General features: G+C 40.2%; 18 protein-coding genes. 4 read left to right on the top strand and 14 right to left on the bottom strand.

Annotation, left to right across the window (positions count from 1 at the left end; translation table 11 throughout):
• Positions 1 to 139: 139 nt before the first annotated feature.
• Entirely contained in the window at positions 140 to 1,072 is a 933-nt protein-coding gene (locus IGI79_RS06295; protein WP_034689256.1) for an alpha/beta hydrolase, read from the bottom strand.
• A gap of 157 nt (positions 1,073 to 1,229) precedes the next feature.
• Positions 1,230 to 2,321 carry a DUF871 domain-containing protein gene (locus IGI79_RS06290; RefSeq protein ID WP_108144624.1) on the bottom strand — a complete coding sequence of 364 codons (1,092 nt, stop codon included), beginning with the start codon at positions 2,319 to 2,321 and terminating at the stop codon, positions 1,230 to 1,232.
• A gap of 186 nt (positions 2,322 to 2,507) precedes the next feature.
• Here IGI79_RS06290 and IGI79_RS06285 point away from each other — a divergent pair, with 186 nt between their 5' ends.
• On the top strand, positions 2,508 to 3,260 hold the full coding sequence (locus IGI79_RS06285; protein WP_019723747.1) for a peptidylprolyl isomerase: 753 nt from the start codon (positions 2,508 to 2,510) through the stop codon (positions 3,258 to 3,260).
• A 443-nt stretch (positions 3,261 to 3,703) separates the two neighbouring features.
• Here the strand turns inward: IGI79_RS06285 and fabZ are convergent, their stop codons facing one another.
• Positions 3,704 to 4,144 carry a 3-hydroxyacyl-ACP dehydratase FabZ gene (gene fabZ / locus IGI79_RS06280; protein WP_010735583.1) on the bottom strand — a complete coding sequence of 147 codons (441 nt, stop codon included), beginning with the start codon at positions 4,142 to 4,144 and terminating at the stop codon, positions 3,704 to 3,706.
• Between the two features lie 210 nt (positions 4,145 to 4,354).
• Here fabZ and fabI point away from each other — a divergent pair, with 210 nt between their 5' ends.
• Positions 4,355 to 5,110 carry an enoyl-ACP reductase FabI gene (gene fabI / locus IGI79_RS06275; RefSeq protein WP_010735584.1) on the top strand — a complete coding sequence of 252 codons (756 nt, stop codon included), beginning with the start codon at positions 4,355 to 4,357 and terminating at the stop codon, positions 5,108 to 5,110.
• Positions 5,111 to 5,176: 66 nt separating this feature from the next.
• Here the strand turns inward: fabI and IGI79_RS06270 are convergent, their stop codons facing one another.
• Positions 5,177 to 6,190: a branched-chain amino acid aminotransferase gene (locus IGI79_RS06270; protein WP_195476304.1), complete on the bottom strand. Its 1,014-nt coding sequence runs from the start codon at positions 6,188 to 6,190 to the stop codon at positions 5,177 to 5,179.
• Between the two features lie 177 nt (positions 6,191 to 6,367).
• Between IGI79_RS06270 and IGI79_RS06265 the strand changes: the two genes are divergently transcribed.
• Entirely contained in the window at positions 6,368 to 7,285 is a 918-nt protein-coding gene (locus IGI79_RS06265) for a mechanosensitive ion channel family protein (RefSeq protein WP_010735586.1), read from the top strand.
• A gap of 279 nt (positions 7,286 to 7,564) precedes the next feature.
• Here the strand turns inward: IGI79_RS06265 and cbpB are convergent, their stop codons facing one another.
• From cbpB to IGI79_RS06225, 8 genes are all read right to left on the bottom strand, one after another.
• Entirely contained in the window at positions 7,565 to 8,071 is a 507-nt protein-coding gene (gene cbpB, locus IGI79_RS06260) for a cyclic-di-AMP-binding protein CbpB (protein WP_010735587.1), read from the bottom strand.
• A gap of 106 nt (positions 8,072 to 8,177) precedes the next feature.
• Positions 8,178 to 8,690 carry a metallophosphoesterase gene (locus tag IGI79_RS06255; protein WP_019724525.1) on the bottom strand — a complete coding sequence of 171 codons (513 nt, stop codon included), beginning with the start codon at positions 8,688 to 8,690 and terminating at the stop codon, positions 8,178 to 8,180.
• On the bottom strand, positions 8,691 to 10,043 hold the full coding sequence (gene rph, locus IGI79_RS06250) for a ribonuclease PH (RefSeq protein WP_195339610.1): 1,353 nt from the start codon (positions 10,041 to 10,043) through the stop codon (positions 8,691 to 8,693).
• Complete coding sequence (racE, locus tag IGI79_RS06245) at positions 10,043 to 10,870, bottom strand: glutamate racemase (protein WP_019724592.1); 828 nt, start codon at positions 10,868 to 10,870, stop codon at positions 10,043 to 10,045. The genes rph and racE overlap by 1 nt, the downstream gene beginning before the upstream one ends.
• A 212-nt stretch (positions 10,871 to 11,082) precedes the next feature.
• Positions 11,083 to 11,739: an amino acid ABC transporter permease gene (locus IGI79_RS06240; protein WP_010735591.1), complete on the bottom strand. Its 657-nt coding sequence runs from the start codon at positions 11,737 to 11,739 to the stop codon at positions 11,083 to 11,085.
• 14 nt (positions 11,740 to 11,753) lie between these two features.
• Positions 11,754 to 12,401, bottom strand: a complete 648-nt coding sequence (locus tag IGI79_RS06235) for an amino acid ABC transporter permease (RefSeq protein ID WP_023519564.1) — start codon at positions 12,399 to 12,401, stop codon at positions 11,754 to 11,756.
• Between the two features lie 12 nt (positions 12,402 to 12,413).
• Positions 12,414 to 13,229 carry a transporter substrate-binding domain-containing protein gene (locus IGI79_RS06230; protein ID WP_019724510.1) on the bottom strand — a complete coding sequence of 272 codons (816 nt, stop codon included), beginning with the start codon at positions 13,227 to 13,229 and terminating at the stop codon, positions 12,414 to 12,416.
• Between the two features lie 13 nt (positions 13,230 to 13,242).
• Positions 13,243 to 13,980 (bottom strand): amino acid ABC transporter ATP-binding protein, encoded by a 738-nt coding sequence (locus IGI79_RS06225; RefSeq protein WP_010735594.1) that lies wholly within the window; start codon positions 13,978 to 13,980, stop codon positions 13,243 to 13,245.
• 253 nt (positions 13,981 to 14,233) lie between these two features.
• On the opposite strand from IGI79_RS06225, the gene trpS reads away from it, so the two are divergent.
• Entirely contained in the window at positions 14,234 to 15,247 is a 1,014-nt protein-coding gene (gene trpS, locus IGI79_RS06220; protein WP_195476301.1) for a tryptophan--tRNA ligase, read from the top strand.
• Positions 15,248 to 15,317: 70 nt separating this feature from the next.
• Here the strand turns inward: trpS and pheT are convergent, their stop codons facing one another.
• Positions 15,318 to 17,738, bottom strand: coding sequence for a phenylalanine--tRNA ligase subunit beta (pheT, locus tag IGI79_RS06215; RefSeq protein WP_195476299.1), 2,421 nt, complete (start codon positions 17,736 to 17,738; stop codon positions 15,318 to 15,320).
• A gap of 4 nt (positions 17,739 to 17,742) precedes the next feature.
• Entirely contained in the window at positions 17,743 to 18,786 is a 1,044-nt protein-coding gene (gene pheS, locus IGI79_RS06210) for a phenylalanine--tRNA ligase subunit alpha (RefSeq protein ID WP_019724055.1), read from the bottom strand.
• Between the last annotated feature and the right edge of the window lie 78 nt (positions 18,787 to 18,864).

Here is an 18,864-nt window from a genome sequence, read left to right as displayed (position 1 = left end):
TTAAACTGAAAGTTTCACGGAAATACCTGACTCTTTCTTTATTTTACTGCAAGAACGAATGGAGACAAAATAAAACGTTGTGACCAAAAGTTTCAAGAAAGTTCTTAAAGTTCTTTAAGAAACACTTTGGTCACAACAGTTATTTTACATATTTTTCTAGGAAACTACTTACAGTCTTTTGATAATTCTCAGGATCGATCGAATATGCTTTGGCATGCTCTGCTCCTGGGACGATATATTTTTCTTTTGGTCCGTTCGTCGCTTGGTAGACTTTGTCCAACATTTCATAAGGAACAAAGGTATCCGCATCCCCATGGATAAACAGCATCGGTAATTGGTTTTTTTCTAATTGTTTGATCGCATCAGCTTCCCCAAAGAAATAGCCGGCTCTGATTTTTGTCATCAAACTGGTTACTTGGATCAGTGGGAACGGTGGTAAGCTAAATAATTCATTGAGCTGATAAGCCAATTCTTCGTTAACAGAGGAATAACCGCAATCTTCGATGATCGCTTTAACATTTGTAGGCAGTGATTCTCCGCTAGTCATCATCACCGTCGCTGCCCCCATACTAATACCGTATAGAACGATTTCTTCCGATTGACCGTTTGTTTCAAGCACTTGATCGATCCATTTCACATAATCTTTCCGTTCGTGCCAGCCAAAGCCGATATAATCCCCTTCACTTTTTCCGTGTCCACGGGCATCAGGTACTAATACGTTATAGCCAAGATCATGGAACATCTTTGCGTAATTTGCCATCGTTTCTGCATTGCCCATATATCCATGAGCCACAATCGCCGTCTTATGACTGTCTGTTGCTGGTAGATAAATGGCTGATAGCTTCAACCCATCCGTAGATGTCTGTTGCCACTCTTTACGATTGTCAGGGTTCGCAAACCAAGATTGTGCACTCGATTCTTCATTTGTTTTTGTTGTGCCAGGAGTATCGCCTTCTAAAAAGTCTTTTTCTGAAGGAACAACGGCATAGTTATAAAAATAATTACCCGCAAAGACTAATACGACTGTCACGAGTAATGTCACGCCGATTAAAATTTTGATCCAAAGTTTCATCTTATACCTTCCTTGCTTTTACATTGATATACTATCTAAAATTAGTATAAACAAAGAGGACGTGTGATGCAATCTAGAATAAATAATAATCGTCATTGAAAAGCCCCGTAAAGCTCTGATCGCTTTACGGGGCTTTTCAATATTTATAATTACACAATTATTTGCTTTCGATCAACTTGAAGTTTGACCATGGTTTCAAGAAATCAAGTAAGAATAACTCATCGTCTGAGATACGTCCGACGACGTTCACACGTCCATCATTCTTCATTTCTTTTAAGGCAATTTGTGTTTCGCCTTTATATTGACCATAGCCAACGTTATCGATCAATACATCCCCACGGGTCATATCTTTCGTATTATGCGCTGGGAATGGTTTGTCTTTGTAATAGATACGTGTCATCGTTGAACGCAAGATATACTCTGAGCGATCCCCACGATAACTATGAAGGTTGTCGAATAGACAAATACGTTCGTCTTCTGTGATATCGTCTGCTACATCCACTTTTAATGTAGGATAACTTGCAAAGAAGGCTTCAGACATTGCGCGTAATTCCTCTTCACTCGCATAAGCATTCCCTACAGAGATATCATCGATCAAACCTGTCAACATCAGGTGTTTGACTTGTGTTGCGATCTCAAGATCACGATGGTCTTCTAATGAGCAAAGTCCGTCTTGAGTCGGCCATGGACCAAAGTCAGCAGTTTGTGAATTTACGAAAGCCATCGTATTCAAATTATATTTACGGAATTTCTCCGAACAAGCAACAAAATGTTCATAGCCTAAGCCGGAATAACGATGAGGGTAGAAGTTATGTGAACCTAATAAGTTATCTGTGTTCGGCGAATAGCTCATGATATTGTCAACATAATTCGTACCTGAACTCATGTTGATCTCGATTTTGATATTGTATGGATTACGAGTCATTTTTGCTTCTTCAGCTCCAGTAAATCCAATATCAAGACGAATGCCGTCGGCGCCCATCTCATCAAAGAACGATAGATCATCATATGAGATCTCTAACTGTTCAAATAATGCTGGATTGATATCCACCATGACTTCCATCTCTAATTGATTGGCATAATCGACTACCTTTTTAAAGTCTGCTAAGACTTTTTCTTTATCGTCTGCAATTTGTAATAAACTTGTGAATACACGTTTAAATCCGTATTTATGTGCTAAATCTAAATATTCTTTGTCCTTTTCAAACGTTGAACGTTCAGGATAAATTGAAATTCCTAATTTTCCCATGTGTTGATACCCTCCTGGATGTGCGTTTTTGTATCCACTTACATTATAACAAACCGCTTTCAAATGGTCTACACCTTTTGCTATTTATTAAATAATTTCGCTTATTGTTCGAAAAAGTGTAGGTATTTATCTGATAATTTGCTATCATTAAAGATAACAACGAACAAAAAAAGAAAGGAATTACTTATGAAACACAAAAAATTATTTTTAACTATGAGTATGGCTGCAACGCTATTATTTGCAGCTGGTTGTACGTCGAACGGTTCAGATACCGCCTCTTCAAGTACGAAAGAATCTACAGAAAAAACAACAGAGACTAGCACTGTAGAAAGCATCGATTTAAATTCTTTAGAGTTACCTCAATTGAATACAGAAGTCGCTGATAACGAAGATCTAGTTGAAATGGTCACAACTAAAGGAACAATCAAGATCAAACTATTCCCAGAGCTTGCACCAAAAGCTGTGGAGAACTTTATGACTCATGCTAAAGATGGCTATTACGATGGCGTCACTTTCCATCGTGTCATCCAAGACTTTATGATCCAAGGTGGCGATCCTGAAGGGAACGGAACTGGCGGAGAAAGTATTTGGGGAGAAGGTTTCGAAACGGAGATCTCAAACCAACTGTATAACATCCGCGGCGCCCTTTCAATGGCTCGTACACAAGACCCGAATAGTAATGGCAGCCAATTCTTCATCGTACAAAACTCTGATGACATGCATGATGGTTTATTGAAAGATGATTACCCACAAGCTATCATTGACGCTTATAAAAATGGCGGCTACCCTAGCTTAGATGGTGAATACACTGTCTTTGGTCAAGTCGTTGAAGGTATGGACGTCGTTGATGCAATCGCTGCTGTCGAAACAGATAGCTCAGATAAGCCAAAAGAAGATGTGAAGATCGAAAAAATCAACATCTTACAGGAAGCAAAATAAACACACATTTGAACACTTCGAGGTCGTGACAGAAGTGTTCAGCCTCGAGAAATAAGGCGCCATCCACGAAAATTGTTTTTCAAATTTTTGTGGATGGCGCCTTATTTTCGAAGAGGTTACTTTTGTTCCCGCCGTTTATTCGGTTATAGGTGGGTGAGATGAACGAATATCCCACTCCCTTTTTTACTAAAAAAACTTTTGATGGCTGGGACTTTACAACTATTTTTTATATTTTCGCTAAAAAATAGTTTTTTTATTTTCATCTTTAGTAAAACTTAACATTTTCAAAACAGTCTTAAATAGACAAAAAAAGATCATCTAAGAATAGAAAACTATTCAGAAGATGATTCTTTTTTGCGGAAAGCTACTTTCCGCTCCCCTATTGCCATATCTATTGCTATTTTTAGAACCTCTCTATGGGTTCCTAAAGTTTATTTTTATCTTTATGCTTGCTCATTGACGATAAATGTAAATTCACATTCACACACTTTTTTATCGTCAACAAAAGCTTCAGAAATCGCAGTCCCTACAGGTCCTTTCATTTTGATGATCTCAAAATGACACTTCATCACATCTCCAGGAACGACTTTTTGGCGGAATTTTGCTTTGTTGATCCCACCGATATACGCACGTTTGCCTAGGAACTCTTCTGATTTTAAAATCAAGATCGAACCTGCTTGTGCAAGGGTTTCTAGGATCAACGCTCCGGGCATGACAGGATTGTCAGGGAAATGACCTTGGAAAAAATCTTCATTGATCGTTACATTTTTTGTTGCAATGATCTTCTTTCCTGAATCGATCGAATCCACGTAATCGATGTAACAAATTGGGTAACGGTTTGGAATAAGATCCATTACTTCCGTTGCTGATAATGCGTATGACATAGTTTACTCCTTCTTTCGGGCAATTGCCGTAATCAATACTTTGATTATCAAAGTATCATATTCTTGATTATTTGGCAATCATTTTTTATTCATCAAAAAAATAGTTTGACAATCAAAGCATTTTACTGAATAATAAGAAATCAAGAAGTTATTTTTTTGCACTTATATTATCGTCAAACAAAACTTTTATTGAATCAAAGGAGTGTCTATATGTCTTTTTTAGAAGGAAAAAAAATCGTGATCATGGGTGTTGCGAATAAACGCAGTATTGCTTGGGGTTGTGCAGAAGCAATGATGCAACAAGGCGCTGAGATCATCTATACGTACCAAAATGAACGGATGAAGAAATCGCTAGTCAAATTAGTCGGTGAAGATGCCTTCACTGTAGAGTGTGATGTTGCTAGCGATGAGAGCATCGAAAAAGCGATGGATACGATTGGTGAATATGCCGGTGAGATCCATGGTTTGGTCCACGCTGTTGCTTATGCCAACAAAGAAGAGCTTTCAGGTAACGTTTCTGATATTTCAAGAGATGGTTATCAATTAGCACAAGACATCAGCAGTTATTCATTGATCGCTGTATCGAAGTATGCCCAAAAGTACTTAGCTCCCAACAGCGGCATCGTAAGTATGTCTTATCTTGGTTCACAACGAGCGATCCCTAACTATAATATGATGGGAATCGCAAAAGCTTCACTAGAAGCTGCCATTCGCTACTTAGCCGCTGAATTCTCACCTAAAGGAATCCGCGTCAATGGGATCTCAGCTGGTGCGATCAAAACATTAGCAGTGACTGGTGTGAAGGATTACCAAAAATTGATCGAGTTATCCGAATCACGCACACCTGATCAACAAGGTGTGACGATCGAAGAAGTCGGAAACACTTGTGCTTTCTTGATCAGCCCCCTATCTAGCGGGATCATCGGCGATATCATTTACGTAGATAAAGGTGTTCACTTATCTTGATCCAATAAAAAATCAGCCCTCCAAAGTGAGAGCTGATTTTTTTGTAGTTATTTTTAAAGCCTGTCATTATTCGACGACTTCGATCCATCCTTCTGGTGCTTCGATATCCCCAAACTGGATACCCGTCAATTCTTCATATAAGCGCTTAGTTACTGGTCCTACTTCTGTCTCACTGTAAAAGACATGTAAATCATTTTTATAGTAGATTCCACCAATCGGTGAAATCACCGCTGCGGTCCCACACGCACCTGCTTCTGCAAATTGATCAAGTTGATCGATGTAGATATCTCCCTCAACTGCTTTAAGCCCCAAACGTTCTTCCGCAATCTGCAACAAGGAATACTTCGTGATACTTGGTAAAATCGAAGGCGATTGCGGTGTGATGAACTGATTGTCTTTAGTGATACCAAAGAAATTCGCCGCGCCGACTTCTTCAATTTTTGTGTGCGTCGCTGGATCTAGATAAACGCAATCTGAATAATTTAATTCTTTCGCTTCAGTCCCTGGTAATAGACTTGCTGCGTAGTTCCCTCCTACTTTGGCAGCTCCTGTTCCATTAGGTGCCGCTCGGTCATAGTCAGAAACGATAAAGTTCGTTGGTTTTAATCCACCTTTGAAATAGGCTCCTACAGGCGTACAGAAAACAACAAACAAATACTCAGGCGCTGGATGAACACCAATGTTTTCTCCAACCCCGATCAGGAAAGGACGTAAATATAGCGTTGCTCCTGAACCATAAGGTGGCACAAAGGCTTCATTTGCTTTTACGACTTCTTTCACTGCATCAACAAACATTTTTTCTGGAACCATGGGCATCAATAAACGTCTGGCACTCTGGTTCAAGCGACGACTGTTTTGCTCTGGACGGAACAAATTGATCTTTCCATCTTTTCTGCGATAAGCCTTTAATCCTTCAAAGCACTGTTGGCCATAGTGAAGTGCGGGCGATCCTTCATGAAGTGACAGATAATTATCCTCGGTCAATTCGCCTTTTTCCCACTCTCCATCTTTCCATTTGGCAACGTAGCGCCAAGGTGTTTTGATGTAAGAAAATCCTAAGTTATCCCAATCTATTTGCATGTTCATACCACCAATCGTCAGTTTTGAAATATTTTAGCACTATCTCTCCCATTTGTCATCGTTTATTTTAACCACTTGTTATTGCAAATGTGATTGGTAGCTTATCTAATGATTTATTTTGATTTTTATGCTGTTCTTGTTACAATACAAAAGAGACTAATTAGAAAAGGGGATTTTATGTTTTCATTCATTGCAACAGCAGAAACAACAAGCTCAACTGGAGAAAATTTGACTGATCAAGCGGTCAGTCAACTCAATGCGTTCCAACGTTTTTGGAATAATATTGATTGGGATGGGATTTTTTCTACAATGATCCAAAAAGGATTATTCCTTATTTTTTTGATTATTCTTTTTGGCCTCATCAATCGAATCGGTAAATACTTGATCGACAAATCTTTTAAACAATATTCAAAAAAAACCGTTCTTAACGGTAGTCGCTTAAAAACGTTACAAAGTCTTTTAAATACCATTTTCAATTATACGATTGGCTTTTTCTTTATTTATGCCATCCTATCCGTGATCGGTGTGCCGATTGGTTCACTATTAGCCGGAGCAGGGATTGCCGGAGTAGCCATCGGTTTAGGGGCACAAGGCTTTATGAGTGATGTGATCACTGGCTTCTTTATCATCATGGAACAACAAATGGACGTTGGGGACTATGTCAAATTAACGAATCTTACGATCGAAGGCACCGTGGTATCCGTTGGTATCCGGACACTGCAACTCAAAGGTGTTGACGGCACCGTTCATTTCATTCCAAACCGTAGTATCACAACGATCAGTAACCTCTCTCGTTCCAATATGCAAGTCGTTCTTGATATTCGGATCGTTCCGGAAGAAGGCTATGATAAGATCTATGAGATCATTCAAAAAGTTAATGAAACGTTAGCTGTAAAATACGAAGAGGAATTACAAACTGAGCCATCGATCTTTGGATTGGTCGATATCGGCAACAGTAACTTTGCGATTCGGACGATTTGTTACGTTTTAAATGGTAAACAGTTCGAATTGAAAGAAGAATTTTTGAGTTCTTACGTCAAAGAACTGACAGCTGCCGGTTACAGCATCCCAAATACACCGATCGTGTTGAAATAGTTTATGTAATGTCTATTCTGGGAGTGGGACATTAGCCCTCTCCTACCATCTAAAACCGAATGAACAGAAGTGTTTAGGTTTGACCTCTTTTTTTAATCATTAGAAAAATGTCTAAAATGACTAAATTATTTGATTCTCAGGACAAACTTTATTCCCAATCTTGCCATTCCTTAATACTGCAAATGAAGCGACGTCCAGAAGTTAGAAATATAATCTAACTTTTGGGCGTCGCTTCATTTGTTTTATGTCTTTCTATTTTGTGAGTAGGATCAATTACCTTTAACTAACGATATCGATTCTTTCTCTTAAATCATCTACATCTATTTTTGGTGATACAATATTTTGACGTTCTAATTCGTGTACCATGTAATTGACTGCTTTCAATAACTCTTTTCGTGTGATGATTCCTTTGAACACTTTATCCTCTGTGACAACTGGCAAGAACGAAGCATCCACTAGTAAATGAAGAACTTCTTCTAGTTCCCAATTTTCATCAATGGTTGGTACATCGGTTTCCATTACATCAGCAACTGTTAGGCCTTCTAATGGTTCCATACTGATTGTTTGTAGGTCCATCATCTTATTGACAACATTCGACAGACTGACTAGACCAACAAAGCGATCATCTTTCCCTAAGACAGGGATTTTAGTGTAGCCAACTTTCGATAAAACTAATAGTCCATGCGATAACGGATGTTGATACATAACATTTGCCACGTTTTCTGCTGGAACCAAAAATGTCTCTTGATTTTGCAGTAATAACTCTCTTACAATTGGTCCAATCATGTATTGGCCCTCCATTTCAAATTCTTTCAATATCTCTATTTTACCGAAAACGGATGCAAAATCTATACAAACATTTCTTTTTTTAGCAAAAATTAGAGTTTGTTTGTCAGCGTTTATATTCAAATGCCATGTTATCGATTTTTTTGTGTGATCGATTATAGTACTGGACAGCAAGTGTCTCTTTCATACTCTCAATGATTGCGTAAGCTGGGATTTGGATCATTCCTCGAGGTTGGGAAATGCTTCCTGGATTCAAGAACAAGATACCTTCTTCAAATTCACACCCTAGTTGATGGGTGTGCCCAAAAAGAGCAATCGTTGCTTGTTGCTCTTTTGCTTCAAGGGCTAACTGAGTCAAACCAAAGCGGACATTCGATAAATGGCCGTGCGTCATATATACCCGATCAAGCCCAGTATCTACAACTCGTTTGGTCTCAAAGTCTGTGCCGAAATCACAATTGCCTTGCACACCGAGATAAGTTTCCCAAACTTCATCTGTTGCGTCAAGTTCTGAATCGCCACAATGAAAGAAATAATCAACTTGATTTTGATACTGGGTCAGCAATTCTTTGATGATTGCTCGATCCCCATGGTTGTCACTAACGACTAAATAGCGCATCTACTCCACTCCTTCCAACCATGCCTGCCAAACTTGGCTTAGTTTTGCCATAGCCAAGCCTCGGTGACTGTGGTTATTTTTTTCTTCACTTGAGATTTCTGCCGCTGTTTGAGTGTACCCATCAGGAATGAACAAAGGGTCATAGCCAAAGCCATTTTCGCCTTTAGGTATCCGACCAATTCGTCCAGGCCACTCTGCTTCCACTACTAAACTTTCTTTATTTGGCTCAGCGAAAACCAACGTACAATGAAATTGTGCGGTGCGTTCTTCATCAGCTACATCGGTTAATTCAAAAAGTAATTTTGCGTTATTTGCCGCATCACTCTTATGTTCGCCAGCAAAACGGGCAGAATAAACTCCTGGTCTGCCACCTAACGCATCGACTTTCAGGCCAGAGTCATCCGCCAATACTGGCTGGTTCAATACTTGAGCAATCGTTTCTGCTTTTAACCGAGCGTTTTCTTCGAATGTTGTACCTGTTTCTTCGACATCAGGTATCTCAGGATAATCGAACAATGTTTTGACTGTATAGCCTTCCTTCGCAAATAAGGTACGGAATTCTTCTGCTTTGCCTGCATTTCGAGTAGCAATCACAATCGTTTTTTCTGTCGGTTCAGGCGTAGTGTCTGACCATTCACTCAACAAAACATTTTTTTGTTCAAAAATCAGTGATTCGATCGCTGTTTTGCCATAAACAAGCATTTCGTTCAATTGTTCACCATCAAAGGTAGCTTCTTCGCCTGTCCCTTGGATTTCCACAAATTTGCCCGATTCCGTCATCACTAAGTTCATATCGACTTCTGCTGCAACGTCTTCGTGATAATCCAAATCAGTCACACATGTCCCATCAGCTAAAATCCCTACACTGATGGCGGCTAAATGTTCTTTGATTGGATCATTCGCTAACACTTTTTTCTGTAATAATTTTTCGATAGCTAATCTTAAAGCCACAAATGCACCGGTAATACTTGCTGTTCGGGTGCCACCGTCTGCTTGGATCACGTCACAATCAACGATGATACTACGTTCACCAAGTTTCTCGAGATCGACGACCGCACGCAACGAACGACCGATCAAACGTTGGATCTCCATCGTCCGTCCACTTAACTTACCTTTGCTGCTTTCACGACGATTTCTCGTATTCGTGGCGCGGGGCAACATACTGTATTCTGCTGTCACCCATCCTTTACCAGTCCCTTTTAAAAACGGGGGGACTGTCTCTTCAACCGTTGCCGCACAAATCACTTTCGTATCGCCAAAGCTGATCAAAACTGATCCTTCTGGATGCTTCAGCACATTTGTTTCAATCGTGATTTTACGTAAATCTTGGACATTTCTTCCGTCATGACGCATCATTGCTCTTTTCCTCCTAAATCAATCGATTCAACGATCAGTTCTTTTAATCCTAACCAATCTTGGGCAATCTCATGGAACATTTTAGCTGATCCTGTCGTATAAAACTGACAAAGCGTTCGGCCATTTTGTGGTGAATTACTGATTTCAAAATAGTCAAGTAACATTGAAACTTCACCAATCGTTTCTGCTCCTGAATCGATCAGCATGACTTTATCCCCCATAACATTCTGAATGATTGGGCGAAGGAGCGGATAATGGGTGCAACCTAAAATCAAGGTGTCGATCCCTTTTAATTCTAATGGAGCCAAAGTTTGGGCCACGATTTTTTTAGCGACTGATGATCGGTATTCTTTACTTTCTACGACTGACACAAACTTTGGACACGCCAAGCTGGTGACTTTCAGTTCGGGTGCTTTATCCAGCAAGGCCGTCTCGTAAGCGGCACTTTTGACGGTTCCAATTGTTCCAATCACCCCTACTCGGTGATTTTTCGTTTGTTTGACTGCCGCTCTCGTTCCTGGCAAAATCACACCGATCACTGGAATCGAGAGGGTTGCTTTGATTTCTTCTAATGCGACCGCAGTTGCCGTATTACAGGCAATCACAAGCATCTTTATGCCTTTTTCAACTAAATAATTCGTCATTTCCCATGTATAAGCGATCACTTGCTCTGCTGGTCTTGGTCCATATGGACAGCGCGCGGTATCGCCAACGTATAATATGTTTTCATTCGGCAATTGCTTCAATGCTTCTTTGACGACTGTAAGACCGCCAACTCCTGAATCAATAAAACCGATCGGACGTTTATCTGTCAATCGAATCATCCTTTTTCAAAAAAATTCTACCTTCTATATTGTGGACTTTTTGACGTGATTTATCAAGTCCTACAATCTGCTTTCCTGCTCTTTTCCCACATGACGACTCAACAGGTGTCCCGATGGAATTTTTGGATAACGTAAGAAGGAATCCACAAAAAATTTTTTAAAAAATTTCGTGGATTCCTTCTTAATTCCCATGTAAAATACGATTTTTTCTACTAATAACTGTACTTTCTTCTTTCTAGGTAAGAAGAAAGTAAAGAAAGTGCGTAACATACGACAAAATACATGAAAGTCATCATAACGAACATTGGTAAGACATAATTGGTATTTTGACCGTAGACGATCCGCGCTTGGTGTGTCAATTCTGGCAACGAGATGATCACCGCTAAAGAAGTGTCTTTGATCAACGAGATCAACTGACTGACGATAGCAGGGATCATTGACTTGAATGCTTGCGGCATGATGATCGTACGCATCGTTTCCACATAGCTTAATCCCGTGGAAAGCCCTGCTTCCATCTGACCTTTCGGCACAGCATTCAAACCTGCACGGAAAATCTCTGATAACATGGCAGATTCAAAAATCGTCAATGCTGCAACTGCTGACCAAAAGATGTTCATTTGGATACCGATTTGCGGCAAAGCAAAATAAGTGAAAAAGATGATCAGCAATAATGGCAGATTACGAATGATGTCGATAATCAAACCTACTATTTTTGATAAATAAGGAATACTCGCAAAACGAAGAACACCTGTCAGCCCACCGATCAGAAAACTAAAAATGATGGAGAAGAGCGAAACTTCGATCGTTACTTTTAGTCCTTCCAGTAAAAAGCGAATATTCATCCATGAAAATGCACCACTAAAATCCATTGAGATTCTCCTTTCTATGAACGAACTGCCCATTTTTTCTCAAGATAAACCATCAAATAAGACAATGGTAAGGTAATGATCAAGTAAAATAAACCGACGATGATATAGGTATCAAACGTGTTGAAAGTTTCACTGGCGATCAAATCCCCTTGATACATGATATCCAAACCAGCAACAATTGCTAAAATCGATGAATTTTTGACCAAATTGATAAATTGATTGCCTAATGGTGGGATAACGATTTTAAATGCCTGTGGCAATACGATGTAACGCATCGTCTCTGAATAAGTAAATCCTGATGAAAGACCAGCCTCCATTTGACCTTTTGGCACAGTTTGGATGCCCGAACGAACGGTTTCTGCAATAAATGCGGAAGTATAGATCGTCAGCCCGATCGTTCCTGCTTGAAAACCATCAAAGCTGATCCAATAAAGTGGTAATACGACATAGAAGAACATCACGATGATCAATAACGGGATATTCCTAAAAAATTCAACATAGGCTTTCGCTAAACCACGAATCCATTTATTGTGTGACAATTGAAAAATCGCCATCAACGTTCCGATGATCAAACTGAATAAAAGTGCCAAGACACTTGATAGGATCGTTACTTTAAATCCATCAAGGAAGGCTGGCCCATAAGTTTGTATCAATTCACTCATTGTATTCCCTCCTTAATCAATTTTTCCCTGAGTCGTATCTGGGAACCATTTTTCATAAATCTTATCGTAGGTGCCGTCTTCAACCATTTCCGCTAATGCTTGGTTGACTGCATCTAAGAAATTTTCTTGTCCTTTGTTGATCGCAATACCATAAGGCTCTTCGGTAAATGTTCCTCCTGCTAATTCATAGCTAGGGTTCTCCGCTGCCATTCCGAGTAAGATCGCATTGTCTGTCGTCATGGCATCACCTTGCCCCGATTGTAAGGCAGTAAATGCTTCTGCATAGTTCTCTAACTCCAAGATCCGCGCATCAGGTGCATGTTCTCTGATGTTGGCAGCTGAAGTCGAGCCTTTCACCGCTAGAACAGTCGTTTCAGCGTTTAAATCCTCCACACTTTTGATGGGACTACCCTTTTCAACGAGCAATGATTGTCCGGCGTCAAAATAAACAGAAGAGAAATCGACTTGCTTTTTACGTTCTTCGGTAATCGTCATCGTCGCAATGATGGCATCGATATTCCCATTTTTTAATAATGGGATTCTTGTTTTAGAAGTGACTTCGACAAACTCTGCTTTTCCGTCCTCTCCTAAAATCTTCTTCGTGATTGCTTTGGCGATATCGATATCAAACCCTTGAACAGTGCGACTTTCGATGTCCATCATCCCAAACAATCGTGTATCGTATTTGACACCCCAAATGATCTCGTTCGTTTCTTTACTACGAGTCAAAATATCTTTTTCTGCCAAACTGCTACCTTTACAGCCGCTCAATACTAGAAATACTAGCCCAAAAAGAAATAATAAACGAGTGAATGTTGTCTTACGCATATCGTTCCTCCTATCAATGATTGATTACTTTACTGATAAATTGTTTTGCACGTTCCTCTTTTGGATCATCGAAGAAATTGCGTACATCGCGACTATCTTCTAATACTTGTCCGTCCGCCATAAAAATGACACGGTCTGCCACTTCTTTCGCAAAGCCCATTTCGTGTGTGACCACGATCATTGACATGCCATCTCTTGCCAATTTTTTCATTACGTCCAATACATCACCGATCATCTCTGGGTCCAAGGCAGATGTTGGCTCGTCAAATAACAGCATTTCGGGATTCATCGCTAAGCCGCGAGCAATCGCTACACGCTGTTGTTGTCCACCAGATAACATGGAAGGATAGGAATCTTTTTTATCTAGCATATTGACTGTCTTTAAAAACTTTTCCGCATTTTTTACAGCAGTTGCCTCATCTTGTTTTAATACTTTGATTGGTGCCAATGTGATGTTTTCTAAAACTGTTTTATTGGGGTAAAGATTAAAATGTTGAAAGACCATTCCGACATTTTTTCTAATCTCCGTCAATTTTGTGTTTTTATCGCGAATATCGACATCATTGATCAAAAGCTTTCCTGAAGTGATTGTTTCCAAGCCGTTGATACAGCGAAGCATCGTACTTTTTCCTGATCCTGATGGACCAATGACAACGACAACTTCCCCTTTTTCAAACTCAAGATTGATGTTTTTCAACGCGTGGAATTTGCCGTAATACTTTTCCACGCTATCAAATTTAATCATTGTCATAACATTACACTCCCATTATTATTTAGTAAGATTTCATTTAAAGATATATAATAGAACACATTATATCCGAAAGCGAAGCAACTTGTAAAGTTTCCAAGAAAATTCCTTTGTGCGTTTTCTTTTACCATTTGTATAAATAACGATTTCCTAACTGATTTTTTCAATGATTTTCGGTTTATCCTGTTGTTAATTCTGCAAAAAAACGGTAAGATATTAAGTATTAGTCTTAGAAATTACAAAGAGGTGTTCTTTTTTGAAAAATATTATTTTAACAGGAGACCGTCCTACTGGCAAACTACACTTAGGCCATTATGTCGGGTCTTTGAAAAAACGTGTAGAAATGCAAGCGGATGAGAACAATCAGTTGTTCGTAATGATCGCAGATATGCAAGCCTTGACTGACAATGCGAAAAACTCTGAAAAAGTGTCTTCCAATGTATTAGAAGTTGCTTTAGATTACTTAGCGGTTGGTTTAGATCCTGCCAAATCAACATTGTTTATCCAGTCGCAAATCCCTGAATTAGCTGAGTTGACAATGTATTACTTAAACTTAGTGAGTGTTGGACGCGTACGTCGTAACCCGACTGTTAAAACGGAGATCGAGCAAAAGAAATTTGGCGAAAGTGTCCCAACAGGCTTCTTTATCTACCCTGTCTCACAAGCTGCTGACATCACTGCGTTCAAAGCGAATCTAGTGCCAGTTGGTGAAGACCAAAAACCAATGTTGGAACAAACACAAGAGATCGTCCAAAGTTTCAATCACACTTATGGAGAAGTACTCGTTGAACCGAAAGGCGTCTTCCCTCCTAAAGGAATGGGTCGTTTACCTGGGATCGATGGTAACGGAAAAATGAGTAAATCATTAGGAAATGGCATCTACATTTCTGACCCTGCGGATGTTTTACAGAAAAAAGTGATGAGTATGTATACTGATCCAAATCACATCCATGTCCAAGATCCAGGACAAGTCGAAGGCAATATGGTCTTTACGTACTTAGATGTTTTTGGTACAGACAAAGAAGCAATCGAAGAGATGAAAGCTCACTATCGTCGTGGTGGACTCGGTGACGTGAAAATCAAGCGTTACTTGATCGACGTATTAGAAGCAGAGTTCGCACCGATCCGCGCACGTCGTGAAGAATTGGCGAAGGACCCACAAGCCGTGATGGATATCTTACGTCATGGTAGTGAAGAAGCGGCTAAAGTTGCGGCAGCCACACTTTCTGAAGTGAAAGCGGCAATGGGCATCAATTATTTCAATCAGTAATCACACAAAAAAGCTGGAACAAAAATCATTGAATGATTTTTGTTCCAGTTTTTTCTTCTATTATTAAGGTTTAACGAATACTTGCATCGACTGTTTCTGTCAACGCCTTTTCAACCTTGCTCATTGCTTGGTTGATTTCTTCATCTGTCAACGTTGCTTCGGGATTTTCAAAGCTTAACGTATAGGCGACTGATTTGTACCCTGCTTCAATATTTGCTCCTTGGTAGACATCGAATAGTTCGACATTTGTCAAGAATCGGCCAGCAGCTGCTTGGATTGTGCGAACGATTTCTTGATTCGTCACTTGTTCAGCTACTAACATCGCAATGTCACGCGTCACACTTGGGAATTTTGTGACTGGTCGGAAAGTGATGCCTTTTTGTGATGCTTCCACGACTGTGGCTAAATCAAACTCTGCCACATACGTTTCTGGAATATCGTAAGCTTTAGCAGTCATAGGATGTACTTGACCAACAAACCCGATCATTGTTTCACCTAAATAAATGGCTGCTGTACGACCTGGATGAAGTTCATCAATCGTTGTCAATGCTTGATAAGTGATTTCCTCATTGATGGAAAGTTGTTCGAATACATTTTCTAATATGCCTTTTACTGTAAAGAAATCAACCGCTTGTGGCTTACTTTGCCAACTCTTCTCTTCCCATGTGCCAGACACCGCAAGAGCTACGTGAGTGACTTCTTGTGGTAGATGAGTCAATGGATCGTTTTCTTGATAGAAGACGCGACCTACTTCATAAAATGCGACATCTGCATTTTTACGTGCCGTGTTATATTGGACGTTATCCAAAAGACCACTGATCAAGTTCATACGTAAGACAGAACGGTCTTCACTCATCGGCCAATCCAAGCGAGTGATGGCTGTTTCTTTCAAAGCGAATTGACGTGATTTATCTTCCGTTGTCAGTGCATAACTAATGGCTTCAGTTAGACCACTGCCTTCAAGTAATGTACGGATCTTTCGTGTAGTCGCTTGTTCTTGTGTCAAACTACCTGCAACTGTTTCGCCGCTTGGTAACGTTGAAGGTAAACGATCATACCCATAAATACGTGCCACTTCTTCGATGATGTCTGCTTCGATCTGGATATCCCAACGTCTTGGAGGTACAACAACAGTATAAGTTTCTCCATCGACGTGATAGCCGAATCCTAATGCTTCAAAGATCTCACTTACTTCAGCGACATTTAAGGTTGTGCCAAGGTACTGGTTGATGCGCTTCAATGTGATCTGTACTTCGACTTCTTTTGCTTGATACTCAGAACCTTTGACAGCGCCTTGTAACACTTCTCCTCCTGCTAAAGCAACGATCATCGCTGCTGCAACATCGCTTGCTTCGCCGACGGTTCCTTTATTGATGCCTTTTTCAAAGCGCGCAGATGATTCACTACGTAAATTGAAACGTTTGGCTGTGCGGCGAATCGAGATGGGATCGAATAAAGCGGATTCTAACGCAACGGTTGTCGTTGTTTCCGTAATCTCTGAGTCTCGTCCGCCCATTACTCCAGCTAAGGCGACTGGTACTTGCCCATTCGTGATGACTAAGTCTTCTGAGGTCAATGTGCGCGTTTCGCCATCTAACGTCACGATGTTCTCTTCTTCTGCTGCATGACGCACCACGATTTCTTCTGAACCTAACTTATCATAGTCAAATGCGTGTAACGGTTGACCGAACAATAATAAGATATAGTTTGTGATATCAACGACGTTATTGATTGGTCGGATTCCTTCATTCATCAAGATATTTTGTAGCCATTGTGGACTCGGTTGGATCTTGACGTTTTCAATGATGCGGATTTGGTATGCTGGTACCAATTCTTCGTCTTCTACTTTTACCGCAATTTTCTCTGAAGCTTTACGTTCAACTTCTACTAATTTTTCATCATTGAACGTCGGCGTTTGGCGGTAGATCGCGCCAACTTCGTACGCCACACCTCTCATTGATAACGCATCGGCACGGTTAGGTGTGATCGATAGTTCGATGATAGCATCGTCCATATCTAGATAAGAAAAGACTGGTTCTCCATTGACCGCTTCTTGTGGCAAATAGTAGATGCCTTCTGAATATTCTTTCGGTACGACACTGTCAGAATAACCGATTTCTTGTAAGGCACAGATCATCCCATTCGAGACTTGTCCACGCATCTTGCCTTTTTTGATTTTGACATTGCCCGCAATCCGTGAATTTGGTAAAGCCACGATGACTTTGATTCCTGCTTTGACGTTCGGTGCGCCACAAACGATTTGTGATAATTCCTCTTCACCGATGTCGACTTGACAAATCGATAGATGATCAGAATCAGGATGTGGAATACATTCCTTCACTTCTCCGACAACGATTTTTTTCAACCCTTCTTCAGGTACAGTCACACCTTCGACTTCGATTCCTGTGACTGACATTTTGTCTGCAAGTTCTTGCGGTGTCACATTTGATAAATCAACGTATTGATTCAGCCATTTATATGATACTAACATTCTTTTACTCCCCCTTGAACTGACTTAAGAAGCGCAAGTCATTTTGATAGAAATTACGAATATCGTTGACCCCATAACGTAACATTGCGACACGATCTGGGCCAAGTCCAAAAGCAAATCCGGAGTATTCTTCAGGATCGATCCCTGACATTTCCAAGACATTCGGATGAACCATACCAGCACCTAAGATCTCGATCCAACCTGTGTGTTTGCAGACGTTACAGCCTGAACCACCGCATTTGAAACAGCTGACATCGACTTCAACAGATGGTTCTGTAAATGGGAAGTAGCTTGGGCGTAAACGGATTTGGCGATCTTCACCAAACATTTTCTTCATCACGACTTCAAGTGTTCCTTTTAGATCACCCATCGTCACGTTCTTGTCGATCACCAATCCTTCGATTTGATGGAATTGATGGCTGTGTGTTGCATCATCAGTATCACGTCGGAAAACTTTTCCTGGTGAGATCATGCGTAGCGCACCTTTTGAAAAATCATGTTTTTCCATGGTACGTGCTTGCACAGGCGACGTATGCGTACGGATCAAGATTTCTTCTGAGATATAGAAAGTATCTTGCATATCACGTGCCGGATGGTCTTTTGGTAAATTCATTCGTTCAAAGTTATAGTGGTCTGACTCGACTTCATATCCTTCAACGATTTGATATCCCATGCCGACAAAAATATCTTCGATTTCTTCCATGATCTGCGTCAAGATATGGCGTGTACCTTGTTTGACTGAGCTACCTGGAAGCGTTACATCGATGGTTTCTTTTTCTAATGCTTCATTCATTGCAGCGGTTTCCAAGACTGCTTTTCTTTCTTCGATTTCTTGTGTCAATAGATCACGGATCTCATTGGCAAAGCTTCCCACTTTCGGACGCTCTTCGGCACTTAGATCTTTCATTCCACGTAAGACCTCAGTGATTGGTCCTTTTTTCCCTAATGTTTCGACACGGATTTGATTTAGTTCTTTCAAATCCTGCGCCTGCTTGATCTTGATGATCGTTGCTTCTTTCAAGCTTTCGAGTTGTGCTTGTAAAGACATGCGATTTCCTCCTTTAAATTCAACTACAAAAAAGACCTCATTCCTATCAAGGAACGAGGTCTTCGCGTTACCATCCTA

The organism is Enterococcus sp. AZ084, assembly GCF_051714905.1.
Taxonomy (GTDB): domain Bacteria; phylum Bacillota; class Bacilli; order Lactobacillales; family Enterococcaceae; genus Enterococcus_B; species Enterococcus_B pernyi.
Note: the sequence above shows the minus strand (reverse complement) of the source record. Positions and strands in the feature narration are given on the sequence as shown.

Bases quoted from the DNA above. Each gene is read 5' to 3' on its own strand.
- fabI (WP_010735584.1), top strand. From the start codon at position 4,355: ATGTCTTTTTTAGAAGGAAAAAAAATCGTGATCATGGGTGTTGCGAAT.
- IGI79_RS06265 (WP_010735586.1), top strand. From the start codon at position 6,368: ATGTTTTCATTCATTGCAACAGCAGAAACAACAAGCTCAACTGGAGAA.
- IGI79_RS06270 (WP_195476304.1), bottom strand. From the start codon at position 6,190: ATGCAAATAGATTGGGATAACTTAGGATTTTCTTACATCAAAACACCT.
- pheS (WP_019724055.1), bottom strand. From the start codon at position 18,786: ATGTCTTTACAAGCACAACTCGAAAGCTTGAAAGAAGCAACGATCATC.
- IGI79_RS06225 (WP_010735594.1), bottom strand. From the start codon at position 13,980: ATGACAATGATTAAATTTGATAGCGTGGAAAAGTATTACGGCAAATTC.
- IGI79_RS06285 (WP_019723747.1), top strand. From the start codon at position 2,508: ATGAAACACAAAAAATTATTTTTAACTATGAGTATGGCTGCAACGCTA.
- IGI79_RS06240 (WP_010735591.1), bottom strand. From the start codon at position 11,739: ATGGATTTTAGTGGTGCATTTTCATGGATGAATATTCGCTTTTTACTG.
- rph (WP_195339610.1), bottom strand. From the start codon at position 10,043: ATGCGTCATGACGGAAGAAATGTCCAAGATTTACGTAAAATCACGATT.
- pheT (WP_195476299.1), bottom strand. From the start codon at position 17,738: ATGTTAGTATCATATAAATGGCTGAATCAATACGTTGATTTATCAAAT.
- IGI79_RS06295 (WP_034689256.1), bottom strand. From the start codon at position 1,072: ATGAAACTTTGGATCAAAATTTTAATCGGCGTGACATTACTCGTGACA.
- racE (WP_019724592.1), bottom strand. From the start codon at position 10,870: ATGATTCGATTGACAGATAAACGTCCGATCGGTTTTATTGATTCAGGA.
- cbpB (WP_010735587.1), bottom strand. From the start codon at position 8,071: ATGATTGGACCAATTGTAAGAGAGTTATTACTGCAAAATCAAGAGACA.
- fabZ (WP_010735583.1), bottom strand. From the start codon at position 4,144: ATGTCATACGCATTATCAGCAACGGAAGTAATGGATCTTATTCCAAAC.
- IGI79_RS06290 (WP_108144624.1), bottom strand. From the start codon at position 2,321: ATGGGAAAATTAGGAATTTCAATTTATCCTGAACGTTCAACGTTTGAA.
- IGI79_RS06235 (WP_023519564.1), bottom strand. From the start codon at position 12,401: ATGAGTGAATTGATACAAACTTATGGGCCAGCCTTCCTTGATGGATTT.
- IGI79_RS06230 (WP_019724510.1), bottom strand. From the start codon at position 13,229: ATGCGTAAGACAACATTCACTCGTTTATTATTTCTTTTTGGGCTAGTA.
- IGI79_RS06255 (WP_019724525.1), bottom strand. From the start codon at position 8,690: ATGCGCTATTTAGTCGTTAGTGACAACCATGGGGATCGAGCAATCATC.